Origin of the sequence: Sulfitobacter noctilucicola, assembly GCF_000622385.1 — a bacterium.
In the GTDB taxonomy this organism is placed as follows: domain Bacteria; phylum Pseudomonadota; class Alphaproteobacteria; order Rhodobacterales; family Rhodobacteraceae; genus Sulfitobacter; species Sulfitobacter noctilucicola.
This window is the reverse complement of the sequence record NZ_JASD01000008.1, coordinates 3,247,478-3,271,999: the sequence shown is the minus strand read 5'-3', so window position 1 is coordinate 3,271,999 and position 24,522 is coordinate 3,247,478. Positions and strand designations below refer to the sequence as shown.

Below are 24,522 nucleotides of genomic sequence, written 5' to 3'. Positions count from 1 at the left end.
GGCGCGAGCCGCTAGTACCTCAGGCTGCGCTGTCATTCGGTTCCAGCGCCGCCAGTTTTGCTTCTGCCTCGCCTTTGCCACCCGGATAGACAAGGCCCGCTGAAATCACCAGCTTGGCCGCGTCTTCAACGCTCATCTCCAGTTCGATCACGTCTGATTTAGGAAAGAACAACAAAAAGCCTGATGTCGGGTTAGGCGTTGTTGGCAGAAAGACAGAAACCATCGCCTCATCCGGCGCACCTGTCTTGGTGGCGACTTCGCCTTTCGCATCGGTCGAAATAAACCCAAGCGCCCAGATACCCCGTCGCGGATATTCGATCAGGCAGGCTTTCTCAAAACTGCGCTCTGATTGGGCAAAGATTGTCTCGGATATCTGTTTGATGCCGGAATAGATTGTCCGCACAACCGGTGTACGCTCCACAAGGCTTTCGGCAGAGCGGATCAGCGAGCGTCCGATAAAACCTTTCGCCATCCAGCCCACAATGATCGTGAACATAAGGAAAATAACAACCCCGAGACCGCGCACATTGATCTGTGAGGACGGATCAAGACCGAGAAAGTCCTGCAACATGCGGTCGGGGTGATAGGCGTTCGGCACCAAGGGCAGCACGAACCCATCGATCCAGCCGACAACAGACCATATCAGCCAGATCGTCAGCCCGACTGGCGCGATTACGACAAGACCCGTCAGGAAAGAGGCCCGCAAAGACCCCATCAGGCTGCGGCGTGGGGCAGGTGCGGGATCAACGTCAAAAGGCGTGTTCATAGAGGGCTTTGGTCCGTTAAGAGCATCATAAACAAGTAGGGGCTTTGCTATGGCCCGGCAATGGCGACCCCCGCGATTTTAGCGAGGAAACGTCTCTGACGTTAACTATGACGCATCATTTATGTGCAACGACGACGCAATCTTGGCCGCAAGACGTGCATTGTTGCGTACCAGCGCAATGTTTGCCGTCAAAGACCGCCCTTCGGTCAGCTCGAATATCCTTTGTAGCAGGTAAGGAGTAACCTGTTTTCCGGTGATCCCGTGGGACGTCGCATCCGCTTGCGCTTTGGCTATCACCGGTGCCAGTTCCTCAGCTGGAATTTCCGCCTCGGTCGGGATGGGATTGGCAACCAATTGGCCGCCCGGCAATCCCATCTCGGCCCGAATTTGATGCGCACGCGCAATAAGAGCCGGATCATCAAGGCGCAAAGGGGCGCGCAAGGAGGACGCCGCGGACCAGAACGCGGGAAAGCTGTCTTGCCCGTAGGCAATGACCGGCACGCCTTGGGTTTCAAGAACCTCAAGCGTTTTTGCAACGTCAAGGATTGCCTTGGCACCAGCGGCGACCACGGTGACAGGGGTCTGGGCCAACTCCATCAGATCGGCAGAGATATCGAAGCTGTCTTCGGCGCCTTTGTGGACACCGCCGATGCCGCCGGTCGCAAAGACCGCGATACCCGCCATATGGGCGGCGATCATTGTCGCCGCGACTGTTGTCGCGCCGGTGCGGCCTGCAGCGATACACACCGCCATGTCTGCACGGCTCAGCTTGGCAACCCCTTTGGCCTGCGCAAGCGTGCTCAACTGTTCCGGATCGAGACCGATGTGCAACGCCCCGTCTATGACCGCGATGGTGGCCGGTGTGGCACCTGCGTCGCGGACATCCGCCTCGACCAAGCGTGCAACCTCAAGGTTCTGCGGATAGGGCATACCGTGGGTGATGATGGTGCTTTCCAGCGCCACAACTGGCGTGCCCGCTTTGCGGGCCTGTGCGACTTCGGCGCTGAACGTAAGTGGGAAGGACGTCATATTGTGGTCTCTCCTGAGACATAGAGGGCGGCGGCATCAAGTGCACTGCGAAGCGCCTCTTCCGCTGCCAAGCCATTGATTTCGGATGCGATATGTGCGGCCATGAAAGTGTCACCGGCACCGGTAATCCGCGCAACAGTAACGGGTGGCGGCGACTGGGTGATGGTGCCGTCTTTGTCCGCGACTGTTGTGGGGTCGGCACCGCTGGTCACGACAACACGTTTCGCGCCGCGCCCCATCATTGCCTCTGCTGCTGCCTTTGACGAGTCAAAGGACGTCTGGCAAAGCAGTCCCGCTTCTTCGAGGTTCACGTAGAGCGTGCCACGGCTTGCCCGCATGAACGGCATCAGACGCATCGCCTTGCCGGGAGAAGCAGGTGCCACCCGCAGATCAGCCTGCGCCAGCAACGGGCTTTGTGCAATCTGTCCTAAAAGATCCAGCGTTAGGTTGCCATCAAGGGCCACAGCCCCGGTGTAGGGGCTAGTGAGCAGACCGTCGGACAGCGGCTGGAGTATCTTGTCTCCCGCAGCCTCAAGCGAATGCGCGTCCGCGATTGCGGCGATCAGACCGTTCGCGCCCTCGACTGCCATATACTTATCTGTCGGCAAATCATCGGAACGGTAGATATAGTCGGTAATTAGCCCACGGGCTTTGCAAGCGGTAATCAAGGCATCGCCTTGGGTGTCACGGCCCACCGCGCTCAGTAAAGCGGGGGTTAAACCAAAGCGTGACAAGGCCATCCCGATATTAAGTGCGACACCCCCCGGAAGCTGTGTAATGCGCCCGGGCATATCGGATCCTTGTCGCATCTGCGCATCGGATCGGCCAATCACGTCCCACAAAACGGAACCGATACAAAGAATGTCAGGCGTCTGGGTCATCATGCAATGTGCCTTGGTCGTTCATTTAGCGGGCACAGCAAAAGTAAGCGCAGCCCAGAGTGTTTCCCACACAAGCGGGTTGGGACCTTCTACGGGATCAGCCACCGGGCGCAACACGACCGCATCAAACAAGTAGCTGTGACCCGGGGTAACCGGCACAACTGCCATGCCATCGGCATCTGTCCGGTGCAGGGTCACTGTCACGCTGTCATCTGGTGAGCGATCAAAGACTTCCACCTGCGCATCCGCGCGCGGCTTGCCTTTGTAGAGAACCAAAACCTTCATGTTGTTATCAAAGGTCGAGGCGTAAGGGTTTGTAATAGCGACAAATTCAGTCTCCATACCGACCGCTTCGTCCGCTCCTTCACCATTGCCCACAGCGATGAGCGCCTTGGCGTGTCTGGTATAACTTTCGCGAAACTTGTCCTGCGGCCAGCCCGCTGCGGCGTGATCTGCGGCAGCGTTGGTGAAATCCTTGTGCTCAGCGAACTTCAGAAATTTTTCCCATTCGGAGTAGGTCAATTTGGATGCGGTTGTTTCGTGCACCACAGTGACCAGCGCGTCGCGCTCAGGCGCAATCACATCGAATGCCGGAGAATCGCCAGCACGCGGCGTCAGTGCCTGCACATTACCGTCTACGATCATCTCAAAGCGTGCAGAGCTGCGGTCAAAAAAGGACAGCGAATTTCCTTCGAACAACTGTCCGTTCTTGAAATTAGCCTGTAGCGTTTCCCCGGAATCGACTTGATACTTCAGCGGTTCGATCCAGAATTCATGGGACAGGGCCGCCACAGGGGCGATCAGGGACACAGCGACGGCAAATAATCGAGAGAGATACATGAGACAGACCTTCAATATGACCGCCTACAAGCTGGCGTTGCTTGCTGCATTGTCAACGCTGGCATTGTGCTTTGCAAGCGGGCTGCGCGCGCATGAGGTGCAGCCGACAATCGGTGATTTGACTGTAGCGGACGGGACGGCCGAACTTGTGCTTCAAATCAACCTCGAGGCCTTTCTCGCCGGTATCGATCTGGATGCTGTGGATGATACCAATGATGCCGAAAACGCGAGCGACTACGATGCCTTGCGCGCGCTGTCCGGTGACGAAATCGCCGCACGCGCGCCGCAGCTGCTGGAAAGCTGGAATGCACTGCCGTTGGTATCGGTCGATGGTGAAGCGGTTTCGATGGATAGCGTTAAAATCACAGTGCCGCAGGATGTCGATATAGAACTTCCACGCGTGTCTGAATGGGTCCTGAGTGGAGCAACCACAGAAGATGCTCAAACGGTAACGGTCGCATGGCCCGACGGGGCGGGGGCGATGGTCTTGCGCCAGCAGGGCGTTGAAGGGCCGTTCACAGGCTACCTTGCAGGGGGCGAAAGCAGCCCGCAGATCAGTCTTTCAGGTGGCGCGGAGCAAACATTCTGGCAGGCATTCGTGAGCTATATTCCGGTGGGCTTTGACCACATCCTGCCGCAGGGGCTGGACCATATTCTGTTCGTCCTGGGCCTGTTTTTCCTGTCCACCCACCTTGGCCCGCTTTTGTGGCAGGTATCCGCATTTACGCTTGCGCACACGGTCACACTCGCGCTTGGAGCGTTGGGGTTGGTCAACGTGCCGGGCTCGATCGTGGAGCCATTAATTGCGGCCTCAATCGTGTACGTCGCGGTCGAGAATATCTTTTCGCCGGGGCTGAGCCGTTGGCGCCCGATCGTGATCTTTGGCTTTGGCTTGCTGCACGGGTTGGGCTTTGCCTCGGTTTTGGGCGAATTCGGATTGCCCGAAGGACAATTCGTTCCCGCATTGATCGGCTTTAACGTGGGCGTTGAAGTAGGTCAGCTGACAGTGATCGCAATGGCCGCCATCCTGCTGTGGATCGCGCTGCACGCGGCGCGTGTGGCGAAACTGGACGGCATTGAAGAGGAAGTTCGGGAATACCCGGTGATGTTCCGCGCGGTGTCTATCACCGGATCATTGATTATCGCCATCATCGGCGCATGGTGGGTGGTTGAACGCGTCTTCCTGTAAAAAACGGGGCAGGGCGTATCGCCCTGCATCCCCGACCCTAAAGTCAGCCCATTGCCGCTATAAGTTCTTGAAGTGCGGCTTTGGGATCATCCAGCGCCCAGATTTCTTCGCCAACGCCAAAAAAGTCGGTGTAGGGGGTCAGGGTACGGATTATGTCGGCATCCAAAAGACCTTCGGCAACCACCGGCACTTCGATCACCTCTGACCACCACTTGAACAGATCAGTTTCGGCAAAACTGCCATCGCCCAATGTGCCGGCGCGAACCGGACCAAAGCTCACGTAATCCGCGCCTCCTTCGCCAGCGGCCATGCCGTCATGTTTTGACGGACCGCAGAAGCTGCCGACAATCGCATCGTCGCCAAGTTCCTTTCGGGTATAGCGTACGGAACGCGCAGCATCTGAAAGGTGCACGCCATCGAGCCCCAGCTTTTCAACCAGCAACATGTGATCCGAGATGACCAGAGCGACATCACGCGCATGTGTCACTTCGCGCAAGGCGTCAGCAGCGCGGGACACGCGGTCTTCGTCCTTGCTCGACAAATTCAGGCGGACGCAGGCAATCTCCGTCGTATCCAGAATATCGGCCAAAAGTGCAGGGTAGCTGCCCAGCTCGATATCGGTCGGCGTGATAAGGTAGATCTGCGGTGTCTCTGGCGTGTCCATGATGGCATCCTTTGGCATCTTTCGCGCAGCACTAGCGCAGGGCGGCGCAAAAGAAAACTCCTTTGGAGGCGCTATGGGGGCGATCCTCCCGACCGGTCCTTGTAAGAAACGGGGCACGCAGCTAAGACGCGGATCATGTCAGACGCCGTAGAAAAACCCGCCATTCCCGCCATCGTGCTTGTCCGTCCGCAAATGGGCGAAAATATCGGTGCGGCGGCCCGTGCCATGTGGAACTTCGGCCTTGATCATATGCGTGTGGTGGCCCCGAGAGACGGGTGGCCGAACCCCGCCGCAGTTGCCATGGCATCAGGGGCCGGACGTCTTTTGGACGAAGCGCGGCTGTGCCCTGATCTACCTGATGCTTTGGCCGATGCCGATTTTGTTTTCGCCACAACCGCCCGCGACCGTGATCTGACCAAACCGGTTTACAGCCCCGAAGCCGCCATGGCCGAGACGCGCAAGCGCATCTCTCAGGGCCAGCGTGTCGCAATTTTATTCGGACCGGAGCGGGCAGGCCTTGAGAATGATGATATCGCGCGGGCCAATGCCATTGTGTCTGTGCCCGTCAATCCTGCATTTGCCTCGCTCAATCTGGCGCAGTGCGTGCTGTTGATGGGCTACGAATGGATGCGGCAGGGCGGCGAAGTGACTGCGCAGTCGGATGGCCTTGCGGGCACAGATTGGGCGAGCGGGCAAGAGGTCGAACATCTGGCTGCGCATTACGAGGAACGCATGGAAGACGCCGGTTTCTTTTATCCCGCGCACAAGGAAACCTCGATGAAGGTGAACCTGCGCAACATGTGGTCACGGATGCCGCTCACGCGGGCAGACGTGCAGATGCTGCATGGCATGATGCGTCAGATGGTCCGCTGGAAAGAGCGCGACTGACACCGCACCGCCACAAGATGTCGCGGCAGCATCCCTAGACCTTCCAGCCCAGTTGCAATAACCACAGCGGGGCAAGCGATTTAGAGGCGGAACATGGCTGAGAAACGCAAACTTTTTGAAGAAGTGACAATCCCGGAGCCGCAGAAACCTGTGGCGCAGACCGGCGTGATTGATCGGGGCAGGGGCGGTGCCCGCACAGCAATCCGCATCTGGCTGTTTGTCCTGTTTGCACTGGTATTTTTGATGATCGCAGTCGGGGGGATGACGCGGCTGACTGACAGCGGATTGTCGATTACCGAATGGCGCCCCATCACCGGCAGTGTGCCCCCCTTGTCAGAGGCGGACTGGCAATCGGAATTCGACAAGTACAAACAGATTGATGAATTCCAGCTGCAAAATTCCTGGATGCAGCTCTCTGATTTTAAAGTGATCTACTGGTGGGAATGGGGCCACCGGCAATTGGGCCGCGTGATCGGGCTGGTTTGGGCTGTTGGCTTTTTGTGGTTCCTGTTGCGACGCCAAATACCGGTCGGTTGGACCCCAAGGTTACTCCTGCTGGGGGCATTGGGTGGTGCGCAGGGTGCTATCGGCTGGTGGATGGTCGCCTCCGGCGTGACCAGCGGCGAGGGTATGCTTGATGTAAAAAGCTACCGGCTGGCGACCCATCTGGGGCTGGCTTTTGTGATCCTTGGTTTTATCACGTGGTACGCTCTGATGCTCGGGCGGCCGGAGCGTGATTTGATACAGGCCCGTCGTGCCAAGGAAACCAAGCCTTTCAAACTGTCTACCGGCCTCATGCACTTTGCCTTTTTGCAAATCCTGCTCGGGGCTTTGGTCGCCGGTATTGATGCAGGGCGTTACTTCGTTGACTGGCCACTGATGCAGGGGCAGGTTTTCCCGCGGGATGCATTCAACATCGAACCCACTTGGCGCAACTTCTTTGAGAACCCGGGCCTTGTGCAGTTTATGCACCGTGTATCGGGCTATCTGCTGTTCGTATTTGGTATCGTGGTCTGGCTACGCGGCCGCGGGTCCGCCCATGGCAAAACGCGTTTCGCCTTCAATGCTGTGATGGCCGTCCTGACGCTTCAGGTAATCTGGGGCATCATGACAGTCCTTTACGCGGCACCCGTCCACATTGCTCTTGTGCATCAGGCACTTGCCGTGATCCTTTGGGTACTGATCCTGCGCGCCCGCTTTCTGAGCGCCTATCCTATTGCCACCGGTATCCGAGGAACCTGACATGACAGCCTATGACGATTTGATGGCGCACACGCGCGAAACGCAGGCGCTGGCGCAGGTTATGGGCCGCCTCGGATGGGATCAGGAGACGATGATGCCCCGCGGGGCTGCCCCGCAGCGCGGCGAAGAGATGGCCGCGTTGGAAGGGGTGCTGCATGCTCGCCGCACCGACCCGAAGATCGGCGAATGGTTGGATACGATCGCATCCGATACGCTTGACGATGTGGGCCGCGCAAATCTGCGCCATATCCGCCGGAGCTATGATCGCAGCAGCAAGGTGCCCGCCGCCCTCGCTGCCCGCATCGCACGTGTCACCTCCGAAGCGCAGGGCACATGGGCCGAAGCGCGTGCCGAGGATGATTTCGCGGCCTTTGCTCCGACACTCAGCGAGGTTTTGTCGCTGAAGCGTGAAGAGGGGCAGGCGCTGGCGACCGGCGGCGATGTCTACGACGCGATGTTGCAAGACTATGAACCCGGCACGACCGGCGCGGAGCTTGAAGCGATGTTCGGTGCCATGCGACCCGGCCTGACCGAATTGCGTGCAGCTGTGCGCGAAGCGGACGCCCCACCGAAACTGGAAGGCGCGTTTGACGAAGGCGCGCAGATGAAGCTGACCCGCCAGCTCGCGCGCACCTTTGGATATGACATGAGCCATGGCCGTGTCGACAAAGCGGTGCATCCGTTCTCGTCTGGCTCTGGTCTTGATGTGCGCATCACGACCAGAACGAACGAGCATGATCCGTTCAACTGCTTCTATTCGACAATCCACGAAGTGGGTCATGCCGCCTATGAGCAGGGGATTGATCGCGAGTACCTGCTGACCCCGCTGGGGTCTGGGGTGTCGATGGGCGTGCATGAAAGCCAAAGCCGGATATACGAGAACCAGCTTGGCCGTTCTGCTGCGTTCACCGGCTGGCTCTATACCCAAATGACAGACGCCTTTGGTGATTTCGGCGTCGCGGACGCCGAAACATTTTACCGAATCGCGAATCGCGTATCTGACGGTTTCATCCGGACCGAGGCCGATGAACTGCAATATAATCTGCACGTATTGATGCGTTTCGACCTCGAACGTGCTTTGGTTAGCCACGACTTGCAGGTGCAGGATCTGGAAGCCGCATGGAACGACCGCTTCGAAGCCGACTTCGGTTTTGCCGTCGATAAGTCATCAAATGGTGTGCTACAGGACGTGCATTGGTCGGTCGGTCTGATCGGATACTTCCCTACCTATTCGTTGGGCAATGTCTATGCAGGTTGTCTGAACGAAGCGCTGCGCAAAGCGGTACCCGCCGTTGATGAGGACCTTGCCAAGGGCGACACAACAGCCGCGACGGGATGGTTGCGTTCAAATGTGCAGACACACGGCGGTCTTTTCGAGCCGCGCGAAGTGGTTAAGAACGCATGCGGGTTTGAACCGAGTGAGGCACCGCTGATGTCTTATTTAAATAGCAAATTCTCGGCGATTTACCGCCTGTAAGCCAACATACGTTAACTATTGGTTCATCTTCCCGATGAACGGGCTACTGTCTACAGCAACACCAAGTGGTGTTTTGTATAGTAGTGAGTTTTGGGAGTTTGACATGAAGTCAGCCATCTTCGTCGCCGCATTTGCGACATGCGCATTTATCAATACAGTTTGCGCCGACACAACCGGCAGCATCGTTGGCGCGACCGAAAACGCGGCATATCCTATTGCGGTTCAAGGCGCTGACGGCGTCTTGTACAGTTGCCGCGGAACGCACCCGCGTTTGCAATGTACTAGCAGCGGTGGCGGGATGTTTTCGTCAGGTGGCCTGTCCGCGGGAGCACTGGTCGGCTTGGGGTTGGTTTCCATCGCCATTGTTGGTGTTGTCGCAGATAGTGACGATACCCCAGAGGCCAATGGCACCAATTAAATATCTGCTTCACAGTACCTCAAAAACAGAGTAACCATAAACCATGTGTCGTCTGTTCAGGGCGGGACAAGAGATTTAGACGAACGGCAAGCAGGCCGCAGACCACAGCATTAGACCAACCCTAGGAGCTAAAAATGAAGAAACTTTTCACAGCCGCAGCAGTGCTTTCCGTTACAGCGACAACAGCATTTGCAAACCCTAACTTCCCAGTTGAGCTGTCCAAAGACGGCGTTCTGTACAACTGTGCAGCTGACACAATTGTTGTAGACGGCCAGACAGCACGCAGCTGTGTGACAGTTGGCGGTGCCAACGACGCGGGCGGCGGTTTATTCGCATTGGGCGCAGGCCTGAGCGGCGCAGCAATTGCTGGCATCATCGCAGCAGTTGTTGTTGTTGGTGGTATCGTTGTTGACAACAACAACGACGACGACGACTCCACAACAGGCACAAACTAATCCACGCGTCCTTGGACGCTTGATTGGATTAGACATGTACGCCTGCATATGATGCGGGCCCGAATGTAAGATGATTTTAGAATGGGCAGGCCAACGGTCTGCCCATTTTTTGTGCGCTGTCATGCCTATTTGCCGGATAATTGGCAGCGGCATCCCGCCGAATTGCAAGAATTTCTGGCAAGTTTCCCCGGCGGCGTTAACTTTTTGGTAGGATTCACCTTACGACAAGGCGGAAATTTGGTCTTGAATTGAACAGGAGCTTACTGATGAAGAAAATTCTTGCTGTAGCAGCCACGCTCTCACTGACAGCGACCGCGACATTGGCGAACCAGAATTATCCCATAGAGGTGATCAAAGATGGCACTATTTATAACTGCGGTGCTGTTCTCACGGTGACCGATGGTGTGAAAACCCGAAACTGTATTGAAGTTGGCGGCGTGAACGAAGCCGGCGGTGGCCTTTTTGCGACCGGTCTTGGTGGTATCGGATTGGTTGGCGGTATCGCTGCTTTGATGCTTGTTGGGATCGTAGCGACAAATGACGATAATGACACGACGATCAGCACCGACTGAGAGTTACATACCGCACACAACGTAATTAAGGCCCCCGTTCCGGGGGCCTTTCTTTTTCTAGAGTATAAGTCGACTTCGGCAGCCCTGCGATTATTCCGCGTCAATGGTATTGTCGTCTTCATCGCCCTGATCCGCTATCCAGGCAACACTGACCACGATCTCATTCTTGCCCGTATCGAAGACTTTGACGCCGCCGGCACTACGGGACCGGAAGGAAATACCTTCAACTGGTACACGGATTGATTGACCTTTGGATGTGGCCAACATGATCTGGTCGTCCATTTCAACAGGGAAGGACGCGACAATGGCACCACCGCGCATCGCCTTGTCCATCGCCGTCACGCCGAGACCACCACGGCCACGCACCGGATAGTCATGGCTGGAGCTGAGTTTGCCCGACCCTTGCGCCGTGATCGTGAGCAACAGGTTTTCCGCCGCTGACATTTCCGCATAGCGCGCCTGATCAATCGTGGCATTTGGATCAGCTTCTTCGTCAGACGTCTCCGCATCGTCGGCAATGCCCGCCATTGCGCGGCGCATTTTGAGATATGCTGCACGTTCGTCGCTTGTGGCGTCGAAGTGGCGGATGATTGACATGGACACAACCTTGTCGTCCCCGTTCAACTTGATCCCGCGCACCCCGACAGAGGCGCGGCTGTTGAAAACGCGCACATCGGTTGCAGGGAAACGGATCGCACGACCTGAATCCGTGACCAGCATCACATCATCCTCATTCGAAGCGATGCGGGCGTTAATCAGCGTTGTCTCGGCATGCTCGTCCTCGAACTTCATCGCGATCTTGCCGTTGCGCATAACGTTGGTGAAATCGGACAGTTTGTTGCGGCGTACCGTGCCAGCCGAGGTGGCAAAGACCACCTGCAGATCATCCCATTCATCCTCATCCCGATCAACCGGCATGATGGCGGCAATCGACACACCTGTAGGGATCGGCAGGATATTCACAATTGCTTTGCCTTTGGACGTGCGTCCGCCTTGTGGCAGGCGCCACGTCTTGAGCTTGTAGACCATGCCATCGGTGGTGAAGAACAGCAGCTGAGTATGGGTATTGGCGACGAAGAGGGTCGTGACGACATCCTCTTCCTTGGTCGCCATGCCGGAGACACCTTTGCCACCACGACGCTGGCTGCGGAAGTCGATGAGCGGAGTGCGTTTGATGTACCCACCTGAAGTCACGGTCACGACCATGTCCTCGCGGGCAATCAGGTCTTCGTCGTCCATGTCGCCGGACCAGTCGACAATCTCGGTACGGCGCGGCACGGCGAAAAGGTCTTTGCATTCCTGCAACTCGTCCGAGATGATCCCCATGATCCGCTCGCGGCTGCCCAAAATCTCAAGGTATTCCTTGATCTTACCGGCCAGTTCTTCCAGCTCGTCGGTGACTTCCTTGACGCCGATCTGTGTCAGGCGCTGCAAGCGCAGTTCCAGAATGGCGCGGGCCTGAATTTCGGACAGGTTATAGGTGCCGTCTTCATTCGCGGTATGGGTCGGATCGTCGATCAGCGCGATATAGGGCAGGATGTCCTGTGCGGGCCAGCGGCGCGTCATCAGCTTTTCACGCGCCTCAGCCGCATCTGCGGAGGAGCGGATGGTCGCGACAACTTCGTCGATGTTGGTGACGGCTACCGCAAGACCACACAGGATGTGGCTGCGATCGCGTGCTTTGCGCAGTAGATATGCAGTGCGGCGCGCGACAACTTCTTCGCGGAAGTCGAGGAAACAGGTCAGGAAACGGCGCAGTGTCAGCGTCTCGGGACGGCCGCCATTCAACGCCAGCATGTTACAGCCGAAATAGGTTTGCATCGGTGTGAAACGGAATAGCTGGTTCATCACGACTTCGGCAGTCGCATCGCGCTTCAGCTCAACGACAACCCGCACGCCGTTACGGTCGGATTCGTCCTGAACATGCGCGATGCCCTCGATCTTCTTATCGCGTGCCGCTTCGGCAATGCGTTCAATCATCGTGGCTTTGTTCACCTGATAGGGGATCTCGTCGATGACAATCGCCCAGCGGTCCTTGCGAATTTCCTCGACCCGCGTTTTGGAGCGGATGACAACAGAACCGCGCCCTTCAAGGTAGGCTTTGCGCGCGCCGGAACGGCCCAGCATGATGCCGCCGGTGGGGAAATCGGGTCCCGGAATATAGTCGATCAACTGCTCGGAAGTCAGATCAGGCTCTTCGATCAGCGCAAGGCAGGCGTCAATGACTTCGCCAAGGTTATGTGGCGGGATGTTCGTCGCCATACCAACCGCGATACCGCCAGCACCGTTGACCAGCATGTTCGGGAAACGGGCAGGAAGGACCGTCGGTTCCTGCTGCTTGCCGTCGTAGTTGTCCTGAAAATCGACTGTATCTTTGTCGATATCGGCCAGCAAGTATGACGCAGGCTTGTCCATACGCACTTCGGTATAGCGCATGGCGGCCGCGTTATCGCCGTCCATGGAGCCAAAGTTGCCTTGCCCGTCGAGCAACGGCAGAGACATCGAGAAATCCTGCGCCATGCGCACAAGTGCATCATAGATCGCGCTGTCACCGTGCGGGTGGTACTGACCCATCACATCCCCGACGGGGCGGGCCGACTTGCGATAGCTTTTGTCGTGGGTGTTTCCGGTTTCGTGCATGGCGAACAAAATGCGCCGGTGCACGGGTTTTAGACCATCCCGCAGATCGGGAATGGCACGCGAAACGATGACCGACATGGCATAGTCCAGATAGGACGTGCGCATCTCATGCTCGATGGTGACCGAGGGCCCGTCGTAGACGTAGGGCGCGGGCATGTTTTCGTCATTATTATCAGGTGTTTCTGGCGTATCGTTCACGTTGTTTGCTCGACTTCTTCTCAGAACTAGATGTAGCGTTCAGATATAGCAGAGAGCGCAGATAGGGTGCAATGCCTGTGGCCTTCGTGCATCTTTTTAATCAGGCACTACGGGTCAAGGGCTTGTTTTCATTGAAAAGTAAAACCCCTGTGGCAGGCTAACGTTACAGCAGCAAAAAGGAGGATCAAATGTCCCCATCCGAAACCGAGCTTATGCTTAAAGGGTACGGGCTGACCACGGCGGAGATTTTCTACCGCATGCCTGACTATACCCATGTTCTCAACAGCTACATTTGGCAGGATTACGATCTTGCACCGGACCACCCTAAACTTTTTGAGTTCGTCGAGTTTTGGCAGACCTCGCTGGATGGGCCGCTGCATTCAGTCAGGTTCTCGCACCGCAAACTTCTCAAGTCGGGTGAATGGCAAAATCAGGTGGGTGAGTTTACCTTGCACTAATCGCGAATGCCGCAACGTTCGTAATTTTTCCTGAGGCGCTTTTGCGTGACGGACGGTAGCATGACCCCGACTTCAGGGGAGAACACGACATGCACCGGATCTTGGTTGACCAGCAAAAGATAACGCAAACGCAGATGGACGAGGTGCCATCAGCGGAACTTCAGCCCGGCGAGGCGCGGCTGACGCTGGAGAGCTTTGCGCTAACGGCGAACAACGTCACTTACGCGGCCTCAGGCTTCGCCATAGGTTATTGGAAGTTCTTTCCTACCGGTGTGGCGGGTCAGGGTCTTGTGCCCGTTTGGGGCGTCGCGAAAGTCACCGAAAGCCGCGCCGATGAATTGCCTGAAGGCACGCGCCTTTACGGGTTTTATCCGATGTCCGAGAGCATTGTCATCACGCCGCAAGTGTCATCACGCGGCAATGTCACAGACATCGTTGAACACCGCAGAGAATTGCCAGCGGTCTACAACAGCTATGTTCCAGTAGGGGATACAACGCCTGAGCAGGACCATATCCGCGCTATTCTCCAGCCGCTGTTGGCCACATCTTACCTTATCTCCGACTGGCTGGCGGACAACGACCGTTTCGGGGCAGAACAGATCATCGTCGGCTCCGCATCGTCCAAAACCGGTCTGGGGCTGTGCAAATATCTGGCTGAAGACACTGACCGGTCTTACAAGATTGTCGGCCTCACCTCCGAGCGTAACCGCAGCTTTGTTGAAGGCTTGGGGGCTTGCGACACTGTACTGACCTATGACCAGATCGCCGATATTCCGGCGCTGAGCAGTGTCTACGTCGATATGTCCGGCAACGCGCAAGTGAAAGCGGCGCTCCATGCCCATTTAGGTGCGGACCTCAAACACTCCGCCGCAGTCGGGATCAGTCATTGGGACGCGTTCAACCCTGCTGTCGAGCTTGAGGGCGTGAAGCCGGAGTTCTTTTTCGCGCCTGCCCAAATTGCCAAGCGCCGCGATGAGTGGGGACCGGGTGAGATCGACCGCCGAATCGGCGAGGCGTTTATGCGACTTGCAGAAGAGGCGGCCACCTGGATGGAGGTCAAAGTGCACGACGGACTGGACAAGGCACCGGCCATTTACGCCACGCTGGCTGAAGGCACGTCAAATCCCGCAGAGGGGCACGTGATCCGCCTTTAGGCGGAACAGCTCGCCCCGCCTAGAACACAGAACTTCGCGCAATGCGGATGGTTGAGCGCAACGTCGCGCTCTGCCTCCGCCAATGACGTTCCAAGCTCGAATTCCGGTGAGTAGGGCAGCAGCGTACAGGCCAGCACCGCGGGTTGTTCTGCGCCCTTGCGCTTTACCACCATTCGCGAGGACGAACACATCACCGCATCGGGCGACTTATCAAGGATACCCCAGCATGCTGTGGTAATTTCCGGCACCTCGATCCGCTCGTCCATTTCTGGAAAAAGAACTGTCATCGCAGGATCATATGCGTCGATATTAAAGTTGTTCTGCGCATAAAATTCGGCGTAACCGTCCCGGCTGTCAGCATCGCTGTCGCCAAAGACAGAACGGCCCGCCACCGCCATTGTGAACCCGTTGTCACGCAGCCACGCCATTCCCTCTAGGGTCAGATTGAACGATCCCGCACCACGCTCCGCATCGTGCAAATCGGTTCTGTAATGGTCGACCGAAATTCGGAGGGTCAGTTTACTCGGATATGTTTCATTCAGACGCAGCAAACCGGCTTTTACCTTTTTGCGCATCATCGGTCGCATGGCGTTGGTCAGGATCAATACGTCATAGCCACGCTTCAGTGAGGCTTCGGTCATCTCGATCATTTCGGGGTTCATGAACGGCTCGCCACCGGTGAAGGCAATCTCGCTCACATTCCATTTACGATCTTCCAATTGGTCGAGGTAATCACGCACTTCGTCCGCCGTGATGTAGACCAGCGCATCGTTCGTAGGGCTGGAGGCGATATAGCAGTTTACACATTCGATGTTGCACAACGTACCTGTGTTGAACCACAACGTCTGCGGATTGCTAAGCGGCACAGTTGCGCGTGCTTCGCCTTTGGCGGTAACCGCCGGATCCACGAATTTGCCCGCATTTGCCTGCGTACCGGGTGTTTCGATGTCTTTCATACCCGCTCTCCGTCACTTGTTTCTTGGTCTTGGCGCGAAATGACCCTAGTCTTTGGCCCGAACCGATTGCCTGCTTTGCTACGGTATCCCGCTTCTGTTGAAAAGGCCGGAGCACTGGGGCGCACGGGCTTGTGAACCTGAGGATTTCATCTATGTTACCGCTAACATGCGTTACTTTTCTGCGGTGGGGAAATTAAAATGAGCAGTCTTCATGAAGGTATGCCGAACATTGCTTCAAGGGTCATCCCTGTGGATCCTTTCGACCTGGTCATTTTTGGCGGCACCGGCGATCTGGCACGGCGTAAAATTCTTCCCGGTCTCTTTCGACGTTTTATCGCCGGTCAGATGCCCGCGAATGCAAGGATCATCGGGGCAGCCCGCAGCGACATGGACAGCGCTGGCTTTCGCGCGATGGTGGCTGAGGCAATCGCCGAATTCGGAGGTATGGAAAGCCCGCCGCAAGCCAAGCTTGATGCCTTCCTCAAGCAAATACACTACGTTGCGATTGATGCCCGTGGAGAGGCCGGTTGGGCCGAACTGCAGGAACTCATGAAGGGCACCGACAAAATCGAAGCCTACTATTTTTCCGTTGCACCGGCACTTTTTGGTGATCTTGCCGAGCGTTTGCAGCAATGGGGAATGGCAGACAAACAGGCACGGATCGTGGTGGAAAAACCCTTCGGCCGCGATCTTGAGACAGCGCAAGCTTTGAACGCGACGCTGGCTACCTATTTCGACGAACGCCAGATTTACCGCATCGACCATTATCTTGGTAAGGAAACGGTTCAAAACCTGATGGCTGTGCGCTTTGGTAACATGCTGTTTGAGCCACTTTGGAATGCGCAATACGTTGACCACATCCAGATCACGGTGGCCGAAACCGTGGGTGTCGGGGGCAGGGGCGAATACTACGATAAATCCGGTGCGATGCGCGATATGGTGCAGAACCACCTGATGCAGTTGTTGTGCCTGATTGCGATGGAACCGCCAGCGCGGTTTGATCCCAATGCGGTGCGTGATGAAAAGCTCAAGGTGATCCGCGCGCTAGATCCGGTTCTGCCGCACCACATCATACGCGGCCAGTACGACGCCGATCACGATGACGCCGAAGGTCACCCAAATTACCGCGATGCAGTGGGTGATCCACGCTCAAAGACAGAAAGCTTCATCGCGCTCAAGACGCAGATCAGCAACTGGCGCTGGTCTGGCACGCCCTTTTACCTGCGTACTGGCAAACGCATGTCAGCCCGAAGTTCAGAGATTACGGTCGTTTTCAAAGAGACGCCGCACAGCATTTTCGCTGAGGACGCAGGCCAACACCGCAACGTGCTGTCGATCCGCTTGCAACCGAACGAAGGCATCACGCTTGGCGTGACAATCAAGGAACCTGGACCGGGGGGGATGCGCCTGATCGACGTGCCCTTAGACATGACATTCTCGGAAGCTTTGGGGGAGGATGCCGAGCAGGTCGACGCCTACGAGCGGCTGATTATGGACGTGATCCGTGGCAACCAGACCCTGTTTATGCGCGGAGACGAGGTTGAGGCCGCTTGGGCATGGACCGATCCCATTATTCAGGGTTGGGAAGCTCGTGGAGATGTACCAAAATTCTACGACAGTGGTTCGGACGGCACAACAGAGGCGTTCGAGATGATGCGGCGCGATGGTCGCGAATGGCGAAAGGTAGCCCCATGAATATCATTGAGTATGCAGATCGCGAACTGCTGGCGATGTCGGTGGCCAACGTTCTGGCAGGCGAGTTGCGCAAATGTCTGACGATGCATGATTACGCCTCTTTCGCGGTACCCGGTGGGACGACACCCGCGCCGATATTCGACATGATGTCCTCAACTGATCTGGCATGGGACCGCGTGCATGTGATGCTCACTGACGAACGTTGGGTCCCCGAAGACGATGAACAATCGAATACTGGTCTGATTAAGCGTCACCTGCTGACAGGCCGCGCGGCATCGGCACAGCTGGTTCCCTTTTACCGTGACGGCAAGACATCCAGAGAAGGAGCGGCAGAAGTTGCACCGACTTTGAAGTCCGAGCTTCCGATTTCGCTTTTGATGCTGGGCATGGGGGCAGACATGCATACCGCGTCGCTTTTCCCCGGCGGTGACGGCCTGGAGGCCGCAATGGCACCGAACGCGCCGCTTCTGTGTCCGGTCAGCCCGGTGGGGATGACAACAGAGCGGGTCACACTTCCGGCCCATGCGCTGGCGGGCGCGATGTCGAAACACCTTGTGATCTTCGGTGATGAAAAACGCGCGGCACTTGAGCGCGCACAAACCCTGCCAGCCCATGAAGCGCCCATCGGCGCGGTCATGGCGGGCGGCACAGTACATTGGGCAGCATAATGGACATCTGGGACACCCTGCGCACCCGACAGGACGCCATCGCAGAGCGTCCGATCCTTGCGCTTTTTGAAGGCACCGACCGCGCGGCAGAATTTAGCCTCAGTACACAGTACATGGCGTTTGATTATTCGAAAACCAACATCGACGCGGATACCCGTGCCGATCTTATTGCATTGGCAGAGGCTGCGGGCGTCGCCCAAAAGCGTGATGCGATGTTTGCCGGTGAAAAGATAAATGCAACCGAAGACCGTGCCGTGCTCCATACCGCCTTGCGCAACCTTGACGGTGGCTCGGTGATGGTGGACGGACAAGACGTCATGCCAGAGGTTCACGCCACGCTTGAACGCATGCGGACCTTTTCCAAGCAGGTTCGAAGCAGCAACATCACGGACGTGGTGAACATTGGCATCGGTGGATCTGATCTCGGCCCCGCGATGGCTGTGGCCGCACTGGCTCCCTATCATGACGGCCCGCGTTGCCACTTTGTGTCGAATGTGGATGGGGCGCATATTGCCGATACGTTGCGCGGACTTGATGCCAAGACAACTTTGGTGATTGTCGCCTCAAAGACATTCACCACGATTGAGACAATGACCAACGCGCGGACCGCCCGCGCCTGGATGGTCGACCATGGCGGCGACCCGGAAACACAGTTTACTGCCCTGAGTACGGCAGAAGATAAAACAGGTCAGTTCGGCATTGATCCCGCGCAGGTCTTCGGCTTTGAGGATTGGGTCGGCGGCCGGTACTCCCTGTGGGGGCCGATTGGTCTGTCGCTGATGATTGCCATCGGTGCAGAAGGGTTTGACACCTTCCTGCGCGGTGCACAGGCGATGGATACGCACTTCAAAGCTGCGGAGCCGTTGGAGAATATGCCGATGATGCTGGCTTTGGTCGGGATCTGGCACAACCAGATTTGCGGTTATGCCACGCGCGCTGTGCTGCCCTATGACCAGCGTCTGAATATGCTGCCCGATTATTTCCAGCAGCTTGAAATGGAATCGAATGGCAAAGCGGTTCAGATGGACGGCTCTGACGTGGACAATAACACCGGACCAGTGGTCTGGGGCGCGGCGGGCACAAATGGACAGCACGCGTTCTACCAGCTGATCCATCAGGGCACGCGCGTCATCCCGTGCGAGTTTATGGTAGCGGCCAACGGCCACGAGCCTGAGCTGGCACATCATCACCACCTGCTGGTCGCCAACTGCTTGGCGCAGTCTGAGGCGCTTATGCAAGGCAGATCGCTTACGCAGGCCCGCAAGATCATGGCTGATAAGGGTCTAAGCGGAGAAGCATTGGAACGTCAGGCAAGACACCGTGTGTTCCCGGGCAACCGTCCGTCAACGACGCTCGTTTATGAACGCCTCGATCCATTCACACTTGGCCAGATCATCGCGCTATACGAGCACCGCGTTTTCGTCGAGGGCGTCATCCTCGGTATCAATTCCTATGATCAATGGGGCGTGGAGTTGGGCAAAGAGCTTGCCACATCCCTCCAACCTGTAGTCGAAGGAACTGCAGGGACAGATGGCAAAGACGGCTCCACCGCAGCGCTGGTCGAATATCTGATAAAGCATCGCGACCGCTGAGCTTTGCGGTTCTAAGCTACCGTTGGCTGGGTGCCGAAGGGCGAGGACTTGCGGGACACAAGTTGTAATGAATTTAAGGGCCAAGCAAAGCGCTGCGATATCGCTTCGCTGGCCCTTCTTACTCTGACCCCAACGTATGCTGAAAACGCTGGTTTAGCATGTCTGTTTGACCCGTAAATCGCAGCTTTGGTGCGCCTGCTGTCAGAGCGGCATGTCGTATGTGACCCACATCGTGCGCGTTGCGAGTTTGTCGTAAACACCCCGTCCACGGTAATTGTCGTCTGCGGTGATCCAGCGGACCTTACCCCAGCCGTTGCTCTGCGCAATTTCGGCCACGCCTTTAATGAGGGCATCCGCAGCACCTGAACCGCGTGCTGCCGGATCGACAAAAAGGTCATCCAGAAAGCAATTGGTATTTGCACCCAAACAGCTCACGAAAGGGCGGTAATGCGTGAGGCCAATAAGCTTGCCAGCACCGTCTACAGCAACCAAGCCATTGCTGGTATGTTGTTCATCCATCAACCAGCCAAATACGCGGTCGCGCATCTCTGCCGTCTGGTCTACTTTGTAAAAGGTGGCATAGCCCTGATAAAGCGCGTCCCATTCGGCCCGGTCCTCTGCGGCCACGCTGCGTATTTTCACACTCATTTTGTCATCCTTCAAAGCTTGCGCCATCAATGATTTCAAACCGGTCACGCATTGCCTGCGGGATCGGTACTTTTGTCGGGCTTTGCGCATCAAGCAGCACCATCACGCAGTCAAACGTCGCGCGCAGTGTCCCACCGGACCAGATCTGTTGCGCCAGCGTGTAGGAGGTCGTGCGGAATGCGGTGCAGCGGCAGGTGGCGATGTAATCCGAATCCATCTTGATCTCTTCGCGAAAGTGGATGGATCCTGACCGGATTACCGTCCGAGGCGTCCGGCCGTCATTGCCCAGATTGGTGATGCCCCATGCCTGACCGTAGAGTACGCGCAAACGCTCGAACCATTCCATATAGACCTTGTTGTTCACGTGGTTCAGCACATCAAGTTCGGAGTAGCGAACCCGGTCTGCAATTGCCAAAGGCTGCACCGGATCAATACCCTCAACCGCCTGTTGAGAGGGGCTGAGCGGTGTGAGATAGACAAGCGACATGCAAGCTTCCTGCAATCGTTAAGATTTCTGTCCGGGTGACGTTAGGTTCATCACCTGCCGCTTGCAAGACCGCGCGGCATTGTTCACTCTGCGCAAAACCAAAAGTCGTTAAAGACCCCGAGGAGGACCCAAATGCTTGGCCAAATGATGTCGCAACCGCTCTTGATTTCGAGCCTGATTACGCACGCCGAACGCTATCATTCCAGCGGCGAGATTTACTCCGTCAATACCGGCGGCGGTGTTGAGCAGACGTCATGGGGGCAGGTGGGGCAGAATTCCCGCAAGCTTGCCTCTGCGCTGACCAAACTGGGGCTGGAGCCGCAGGCGCGTTGCGGCACAATCGCATGGAACAACCGCCGCCACCTTGAGATTTACTTTGGTGTCTCTGGCGGCGGATTTGTCTGCCACACGATCAACCCGCGTCTGTTCCCAGAGCAGCTGGTTTATATCCTGAACCACGCCGAAGATAAGGTTTTGTTCATCGACAAGACGTTTGTACCGCTGGTTGCCGCGATCCGCGACAAGCTGGAGCATCTGGATCACATCGTACTGATGGAAGCCGAGTTGGGTGACGCCGCCGATACGCTACCGGGTATCATCGCATACGAAGACCTGCTTGCGGACGGGGATGCAGATTACGCATGGCCCGACATGGACGAGTACACAGCCTCAAGCCTTTGTTACACCTCTGGCACCACCGGAAATCCAAAAGGCGTGCTTTATTCCCATCGCTCGACTGTCCTTCATTCCTTTGGCGTCAACTTTACCGACAGCGTTGGTATCTCCGCTTCTGACGTAGTGCTTCCTGTTGTGCCGATGTTCCACGTCAACGCATGGGGCGCACCCTATGCTTGTGCGATGTCCGGTGCGCGCATGGTAATGCCGGGGCCGGGGCTCGATGGTCCGTCTTTGGTGAACCTCATCGACACCTACAAAATCACTATCGCTTTGGGCGTACCCACGATCTGGCTGGGCCTGTTGGGCGAGGCCAAAAAGATCGGCAGCAAGCTCGAAAGTCTTCAGCGGACCGTTGTCGGCGGATCTGCCTGTCCGCCGTCGATGATTACCGCCTTCCGCGAGGAATACGGCGTCGATACAGTGCATGCGTGGGGCATGACGGAAATGTCGCCGTTGGGTTCTGTGAACAAACCACTCGCCAAGCACCGCGATCTTCCTCAGGAAGAACAGCACCGCCTGCGCGAAAATCAGGGTCGGCCCGTCTTTGGCGTCGAGCTTGAAATCCTCGATGACGACGGAAATCCGCTGCCACATGACGGGGAGGCTCAGGGCGATCTGGTAACCCGCGGGCACTGGATTCTGGACGCCTATTTCAAGAAGACAACCGACGAAACGCTGACAAACGGCTGGTTCGATACCGGCGATGTGGCGACGATGGATCCGGATGGATATGTCACGATCAAGGACCGCTCCAAGGATATCATCAAATCAGGCGGGGAATGGATCAGCTCGGTTGAGCTTGAGAACATCGCCATTGCGCACCCAAAGCTGGCGGATGCTGCTGTAATCGGAGCACGTCACGAAAAGTGGGACGAACGGCCCGTTCTGGTTGCCGTTAAACGCGAAGGCGAAGACCCGACGGAAGATGAAATCCTGAGCGTCTTTGACGGCAAGATCGCCAAATGGCAGGTGCCGGATCGCGTGGTCTTTACGGATGTTCTGCCGCGCAATGCGACGGGCAAAGTGCTCAAGCGGAACCTGCGAGAAGAATTCGGAGAGGTTCTGATAGGCTAACATACATGGTGGCCCTCTGTGGGCCGCAAGCTCTGGCGATTGTTGCGGCGGTATTTCTCGTCGCGGCAATCGCGGCAATCCGATTGTGTTGATGCCATCGGTTCGAAAAGCAAAACAAATTTGTCCCAACAGCATTTAGTCGCATTTGCGCTTTTGACGGCAGGCTCGTTGGTAAGCCGCGCAAGTCCCGAACGCGGGACCGTTGCAATTATTTCAAACCCGGCCTACCGTGATTTCATTTAGACGATACGACATTTTTAAACATCAATAACCGGGGGACCTGTCCATATGGCCTCAAACATTGAAACTATCCGCGCGGCCGAAGCACTGGTCCCGACCTTGCAAAAAGAACTGCTTTCTTTGCGTACCGAAGCGATGGAAGACGGCACAATTGATGCAGAAGAACAGGTCGAAATCGACCGCGTCGAGGGCAAGATCACATCCGTTCAGGATATCATCGCACAGGCACGCACTGCGTGGGAGACCAACAAGGCCGAGTATGAACGGCTGCGTACGGGGATCGAACCGCATCTGCCAGAGATATCGGAATGTGAGAAAGACGAATTATCAGCCGACAAGAAGAATATTCTCGATGGCATTGCAACGGTTGACCAAACGGTAGAGGTCGAGGATTTTGCAGCAGCGCTGGATCATATCCGCCCGCTTGCGCAGATGGTCACCACATTCATCAAGCTACATAAGCAGATGCGCGAGAACGATATGCTCGCCGAATTGTCGCCCGAAGAGCTTGCGGATGTCAGCCTTATCGAAGGCGATACTGCGGACCTTTTCAGCGAAGAATACATGAACGAACTAGCCGTCGCGCCAATTCCCGGAGAGGGCAGTCCCGACCTCAGAAAACTGATGGCAGAGATCGACAAAGGTGTAACCGGGCCGCGCCGGGCCGAAGTGATGGTTCAGCTGTCGAGCATCGTGGGCGATCCGCCGTCCAATGTTGAACTTGATACCAGCTACACCCGTTTTCTGGTACTGAGACAGCAACAGGAACTGATCGGAAAGGAAAACTGTGCCGGCGATATGGAACAGCTGGATCCTGAAAAGCACCCGGAGTTCGGTGCCTCACGCAGCCAGTTGATGTTCGGCAAGGTGTTGGGCGAAGCCTTTGGCATCCATGAAGTGTTCGGCGCTTTGCTAAGTCCCACTGGCGGTCTTGTGGGGCCGGGGAACCAGCTCATTCCGGGGTTTGCAGTCGGACCAGTAGAATATGATGGCTACGACTCTCCCCATCTGGACCCTGACCACCCTGTGGCCCTGCATGGGACAGTGCATGACGCCGCCGGTTACCTGAAATCGTTCCACAACGAGGGACCGGGATATAATTACCGCGATAACCCGGTTGAAGCATGCGCGACCGCTGTGCTCGAGATGGTCCCCTTCGATCTTGGGAAAGGCCTTCTTCCACTTACGGGGCAGGCCAGCGGAGTCGTCTATTGGACCCTTGAAGCAGGGGATGAGTACATCGAAGTGCGTATGGACGCGGCGCTCGTCGAGATCGATAAGGAACTTGATGCTGTCTATGATCAGGCTGCCGACATCGCGGATGAATTGATCAACGCCGCAGATGATGCAAGGCAGGATCTGAGCGATACCGCAGAAGAATACCGCCGCGAAGCGGAAGCGATGGTCGACCAGGCGGAGCGCGACCTTACCGACCTTGTCCGGCAGGCCGAAGCCGATGCACTTGGCGTGCGCGACGCGGTGCAAGAGGGGATCGAGAGCGCGGAGGCTGCCGCTGTCGAGACCTACGATGAGGCGATGAACGAAGCGCGTCTGATCGAGGAAGCCGCAAGGGAGAAACTTGATGCTGTTGCCAATTTTATCTGGGGGTAAAC

At 56.7% G+C, this 24,522-nt stretch carries 23 protein-coding genes; 14 read left to right on the top strand and 9 right to left on the bottom strand.

Going from position 1 to position 24,522, the window contains the following annotated elements; translation table 11 throughout:
- Nucleotides 1-19: 19 nt before the first annotated feature.
- The 4 genes from Z946_RS0119710 to Z946_RS0119695 all read right to left on the bottom strand — a co-directional run bounded on the left by Z946_RS0119710 (nucleotide 20) and on the right by Z946_RS0119695 (nucleotide 3,516).
- Nucleotides 20-766, bottom strand: a complete 747-nt coding sequence (locus tag Z946_RS0119710) for a DUF502 domain-containing protein (RefSeq protein WP_025057432.1) — start codon at nucleotides 764-766, stop codon at nucleotides 20-22.
- A 105-nt stretch (nucleotides 767-871) separates the two neighbouring features.
- Nucleotides 872-1,795: a pseudouridine-5'-phosphate glycosidase gene (locus tag Z946_RS0119705; RefSeq protein WP_025057431.1), complete on the bottom strand. Its 924-nt coding sequence runs from the start codon at nucleotides 1,793-1,795 to the stop codon at nucleotides 872-874.
- Nucleotides 1,792-2,676, bottom strand: a complete 885-nt coding sequence (locus tag Z946_RS0119700) for a PfkB family carbohydrate kinase (protein WP_025057430.1) — start codon at nucleotides 2,674-2,676, stop codon at nucleotides 1,792-1,794. Before Z946_RS0119700 ends, Z946_RS0119705 begins: the two co-directional genes overlap by 4 nt.
- Nucleotides 2,677-2,697: 21 nt before the next feature.
- The gene (locus tag Z946_RS0119695; protein WP_025057429.1) at nucleotides 2,698-3,516 is read right to left on the bottom strand and encodes a DUF4198 domain-containing protein; all 819 of its coding nucleotides are present in this window, start codon (nucleotides 3,514-3,516) and stop codon (nucleotides 2,698-2,700) included.
- Here Z946_RS0119695 and Z946_RS0119690 point away from each other — a divergent pair.
- The gene (locus Z946_RS0119690; protein ID WP_025057428.1) at nucleotides 3,515-4,705 is read left to right on the top strand and encodes a HupE/UreJ family protein; all 1,191 of its coding nucleotides are present in this window, start codon (nucleotides 3,515-3,517) and stop codon (nucleotides 4,703-4,705) included. The genes Z946_RS0119695 and Z946_RS0119690 overlap by 2 nt on opposite strands.
- Nucleotides 4,706-4,748: 43 nt before the next feature.
- Here the strand turns inward: Z946_RS0119690 and Z946_RS0119685 are convergent, their stop codons facing one another.
- Nucleotides 4,749-5,369 (bottom strand): thiamine phosphate synthase, encoded by a 621-nt coding sequence (locus tag Z946_RS0119685; protein WP_025057427.1) that lies wholly within the window; start codon nucleotides 5,367-5,369, stop codon nucleotides 4,749-4,751.
- 135 nt (nucleotides 5,370-5,504) lie between these two features.
- Here Z946_RS0119685 and Z946_RS0119680 point away from each other — a divergent pair, with 135 nt between their 5' ends.
- The 6 genes from Z946_RS0119680 to Z946_RS0119655 all read left to right on the top strand — a co-directional run bounded on the left by Z946_RS0119680 (nucleotide 5,505) and on the right by Z946_RS0119655 (nucleotide 10,421).
- Nucleotides 5,505-6,257 (top strand): RNA methyltransferase, encoded by a 753-nt coding sequence (locus Z946_RS0119680; protein ID WP_025057426.1) that lies wholly within the window; start codon nucleotides 5,505-5,507, stop codon nucleotides 6,255-6,257.
- A gap of 93 nt (nucleotides 6,258-6,350) precedes the next feature.
- The gene (gene ctaA / locus Z946_RS0119675; protein ID WP_025057425.1) at nucleotides 6,351-7,499 is read left to right on the top strand and encodes a heme A synthase; all 1,149 of its coding nucleotides are present in this window, start codon (nucleotides 6,351-6,353) and stop codon (nucleotides 7,497-7,499) included.
- 1 nt (nucleotide 7,500) lies between these two features.
- Nucleotides 7,501-8,976, top strand: coding sequence for a carboxypeptidase M32 (locus Z946_RS0119670; RefSeq protein ID WP_025057424.1), 1,476 nt, complete (start codon nucleotides 7,501-7,503; stop codon nucleotides 8,974-8,976).
- 103 nt (nucleotides 8,977-9,079) lie between these two features.
- Nucleotides 9,080-9,394, top strand: coding sequence for a hypothetical protein (locus Z946_RS0119665; RefSeq protein ID WP_025057423.1), 315 nt, complete (start codon nucleotides 9,080-9,082; stop codon nucleotides 9,392-9,394).
- Nucleotides 9,395-9,528: 134 nt separating this feature from the next.
- Nucleotides 9,529-9,849 carry a hypothetical protein gene (locus tag Z946_RS0119660; protein ID WP_025057422.1) on the top strand — a complete coding sequence of 107 codons (321 nt, stop codon included), beginning with the start codon at nucleotides 9,529-9,531 and terminating at the stop codon, nucleotides 9,847-9,849.
- A gap of 266 nt (nucleotides 9,850-10,115) precedes the next feature.
- Entirely contained in the window at nucleotides 10,116-10,421 is a 306-nt protein-coding gene (locus Z946_RS0119655; RefSeq protein WP_025057421.1) for a hypothetical protein, read from the top strand.
- A gap of 90 nt (nucleotides 10,422-10,511) precedes the next feature.
- Here Z946_RS0119655 and gyrA read toward each other — a convergent pair whose 3' ends face one another.
- Entirely contained in the window at nucleotides 10,512-13,259 is a 2,748-nt protein-coding gene (gyrA, locus tag Z946_RS0119650; RefSeq protein WP_025057420.1) for a DNA gyrase subunit A, read from the bottom strand.
- 188 nt (nucleotides 13,260-13,447) lie between these two features.
- On the opposite strand from gyrA, the gene Z946_RS0119645 reads away from it, so the two are divergent.
- Together Z946_RS0119645 and Z946_RS0119640 are read left to right on the top strand one after the other, a co-directional pair.
- Complete coding sequence (locus Z946_RS0119645; RefSeq protein WP_025057419.1) at nucleotides 13,448-13,717, top strand: usg protein; 270 nt, start codon at nucleotides 13,448-13,450, stop codon at nucleotides 13,715-13,717.
- A gap of 89 nt (nucleotides 13,718-13,806) precedes the next feature.
- Nucleotides 13,807-14,871: a DUF2855 family protein gene (locus tag Z946_RS0119640; protein WP_025057418.1), complete on the top strand. Its 1,065-nt coding sequence runs from the start codon at nucleotides 13,807-13,809 to the stop codon at nucleotides 14,869-14,871.
- Here the strand turns inward: Z946_RS0119640 and Z946_RS0119635 are convergent.
- Entirely contained in the window at nucleotides 14,868-15,827 is a 960-nt protein-coding gene (locus tag Z946_RS0119635) for a radical SAM protein (protein ID WP_025057417.1), read from the bottom strand. The two genes, Z946_RS0119640 and Z946_RS0119635, sit on opposite strands and share 4 nt — an antisense overlap.
- A gap of 228 nt (nucleotides 15,828-16,055) precedes the next feature.
- Between Z946_RS0119635 and zwf the strand changes: the two genes are divergently transcribed.
- Genes zwf through pgi form a run of 3 tightly spaced genes read left to right on the top strand, consistent with a single transcriptional unit; the run spans nucleotide 16,056 to nucleotide 19,782 of the window.
- Nucleotides 16,056-17,522, top strand: coding sequence for a glucose-6-phosphate dehydrogenase (gene zwf, locus Z946_RS0119630; protein WP_025057416.1), 1,467 nt, complete (start codon nucleotides 16,056-16,058; stop codon nucleotides 17,520-17,522).
- Nucleotides 17,519-18,190, top strand: a complete 672-nt coding sequence (gene pgl, locus Z946_RS0119625; RefSeq protein WP_025057415.1) for a 6-phosphogluconolactonase — start codon at nucleotides 17,519-17,521, stop codon at nucleotides 18,188-18,190. The genes zwf and pgl overlap by 4 nt, the downstream gene beginning before the upstream one ends.
- Entirely contained in the window at nucleotides 18,190-19,782 is a 1,593-nt protein-coding gene (gene pgi, locus Z946_RS0119620) for a glucose-6-phosphate isomerase (RefSeq protein ID WP_025057414.1), read from the top strand. The genes pgl and pgi overlap by 1 nt, the downstream gene beginning before the upstream one ends.
- A 201-nt stretch (nucleotides 19,783-19,983) precedes the next feature.
- Here the strand turns inward: pgi and Z946_RS0119615 are convergent, their stop codons facing one another.
- Together Z946_RS0119615 and Z946_RS0119610 are read right to left on the bottom strand one after the other, a co-directional pair.
- On the bottom strand, nucleotides 19,984-20,430 hold the full coding sequence (locus Z946_RS0119615; RefSeq protein WP_025057413.1) for a GNAT family N-acetyltransferase: 447 nt from the start codon (nucleotides 20,428-20,430) through the stop codon (nucleotides 19,984-19,986).
- Between the two features lie 4 nt (nucleotides 20,431-20,434).
- Nucleotides 20,435-20,917 carry an acyl-CoA thioesterase gene (locus Z946_RS0119610; protein ID WP_025057412.1) on the bottom strand — a complete coding sequence of 161 codons (483 nt, stop codon included), beginning with the start codon at nucleotides 20,915-20,917 and terminating at the stop codon, nucleotides 20,435-20,437.
- A gap of 132 nt (nucleotides 20,918-21,049) precedes the next feature.
- On the opposite strand from Z946_RS0119610, the gene Z946_RS0119605 reads away from it, so the two are divergent.
- The gene (locus tag Z946_RS0119605) at nucleotides 21,050-22,669 is read left to right on the top strand and encodes a long-chain-fatty-acid--CoA ligase (protein WP_025057411.1); all 1,620 of its coding nucleotides are present in this window, start codon (nucleotides 21,050-21,052) and stop codon (nucleotides 22,667-22,669) included.
- A gap of 288 nt (nucleotides 22,670-22,957) precedes the next feature.
- The gene (locus tag Z946_RS0119595) at nucleotides 22,958-24,520 is read left to right on the top strand and encodes a hypothetical protein (protein WP_025057409.1); all 1,563 of its coding nucleotides are present in this window, start codon (nucleotides 22,958-22,960) and stop codon (nucleotides 24,518-24,520) included.
- Nucleotides 24,521-24,522 lie beyond the last annotated feature (2 nt).

Coding starts and splice junctions, on each gene's coding strand:
- Z946_RS0119640 (WP_025057418.1), top strand. CDS start 13,807: ATGCACCGGATCTTGGTTGACCAGCAAAAGATAACGCAAACGCAGATG.
- Z946_RS0119665 (WP_025057423.1), top strand. CDS start 9,080: ATGAAGTCAGCCATCTTCGTCGCCGCATTTGCGACATGCGCATTTATC.
- Z946_RS0119605 (WP_025057411.1), top strand. CDS start 21,050: ATGCTTGGCCAAATGATGTCGCAACCGCTCTTGATTTCGAGCCTGATT.
- Z946_RS0119655 (WP_025057421.1), top strand. CDS start 10,116: ATGAAGAAAATTCTTGCTGTAGCAGCCACGCTCTCACTGACAGCGACC.
- Z946_RS0119705 (WP_025057431.1), bottom strand. CDS start 1,795: ATGACGTCCTTCCCACTTACGTTCAGCGCCGAAGTCGCACAGGCCCGC.
- Z946_RS0119660 (WP_025057422.1), top strand. CDS start 9,529: ATGAAGAAACTTTTCACAGCCGCAGCAGTGCTTTCCGTTACAGCGACA.
- Z946_RS0119610 (WP_025057412.1), bottom strand. CDS start 20,917: ATGTCGCTTGTCTATCTCACACCGCTCAGCCCCTCTCAACAGGCGGTT.
- Z946_RS0119695 (WP_025057429.1), bottom strand. CDS start 3,516: ATGTATCTCTCTCGATTATTTGCCGTCGCTGTGTCCCTGATCGCCCCT.
- ctaA (WP_025057425.1), top strand. CDS start 6,351: ATGGCTGAGAAACGCAAACTTTTTGAAGAAGTGACAATCCCGGAGCCG.
- Z946_RS0119685 (WP_025057427.1), bottom strand. CDS start 5,369: ATGGACACGCCAGAGACACCGCAGATCTACCTTATCACGCCGACCGAT.
- Z946_RS0119700 (WP_025057430.1), bottom strand. CDS start 2,676: ATGACCCAGACGCCTGACATTCTTTGTATCGGTTCCGTTTTGTGGGAC.
- Z946_RS0119690 (WP_025057428.1), top strand. CDS start 3,515: ATGAGACAGACCTTCAATATGACCGCCTACAAGCTGGCGTTGCTTGCT.
- Z946_RS0119595 (WP_025057409.1), top strand. CDS start 22,958: ATGGCCTCAAACATTGAAACTATCCGCGCGGCCGAAGCACTGGTCCCG.
- Z946_RS0119680 (WP_025057426.1), top strand. CDS start 5,505: ATGTCAGACGCCGTAGAAAAACCCGCCATTCCCGCCATCGTGCTTGTC.
- pgi (WP_025057414.1), top strand. CDS start 18,190: ATGGACATCTGGGACACCCTGCGCACCCGACAGGACGCCATCGCAGAG.
- Z946_RS0119710 (WP_025057432.1), bottom strand. CDS start 766: ATGAACACGCCTTTTGACGTTGATCCCGCACCTGCCCCACGCCGCAGC.
- Z946_RS0119670 (WP_025057424.1), top strand. CDS start 7,501: ATGACAGCCTATGACGATTTGATGGCGCACACGCGCGAAACGCAGGCG.
- Z946_RS0119615 (WP_025057413.1), bottom strand. CDS start 20,430: ATGAGTGTGAAAATACGCAGCGTGGCCGCAGAGGACCGGGCCGAATGG.
- Z946_RS0119635 (WP_025057417.1), bottom strand. CDS start 15,827: ATGAAAGACATCGAAACACCCGGTACGCAGGCAAATGCGGGCAAATTC.
- pgl (WP_025057415.1), top strand. CDS start 17,519: ATGAATATCATTGAGTATGCAGATCGCGAACTGCTGGCGATGTCGGTG.
- Z946_RS0119645 (WP_025057419.1), top strand. CDS start 13,448: ATGTCCCCATCCGAAACCGAGCTTATGCTTAAAGGGTACGGGCTGACC.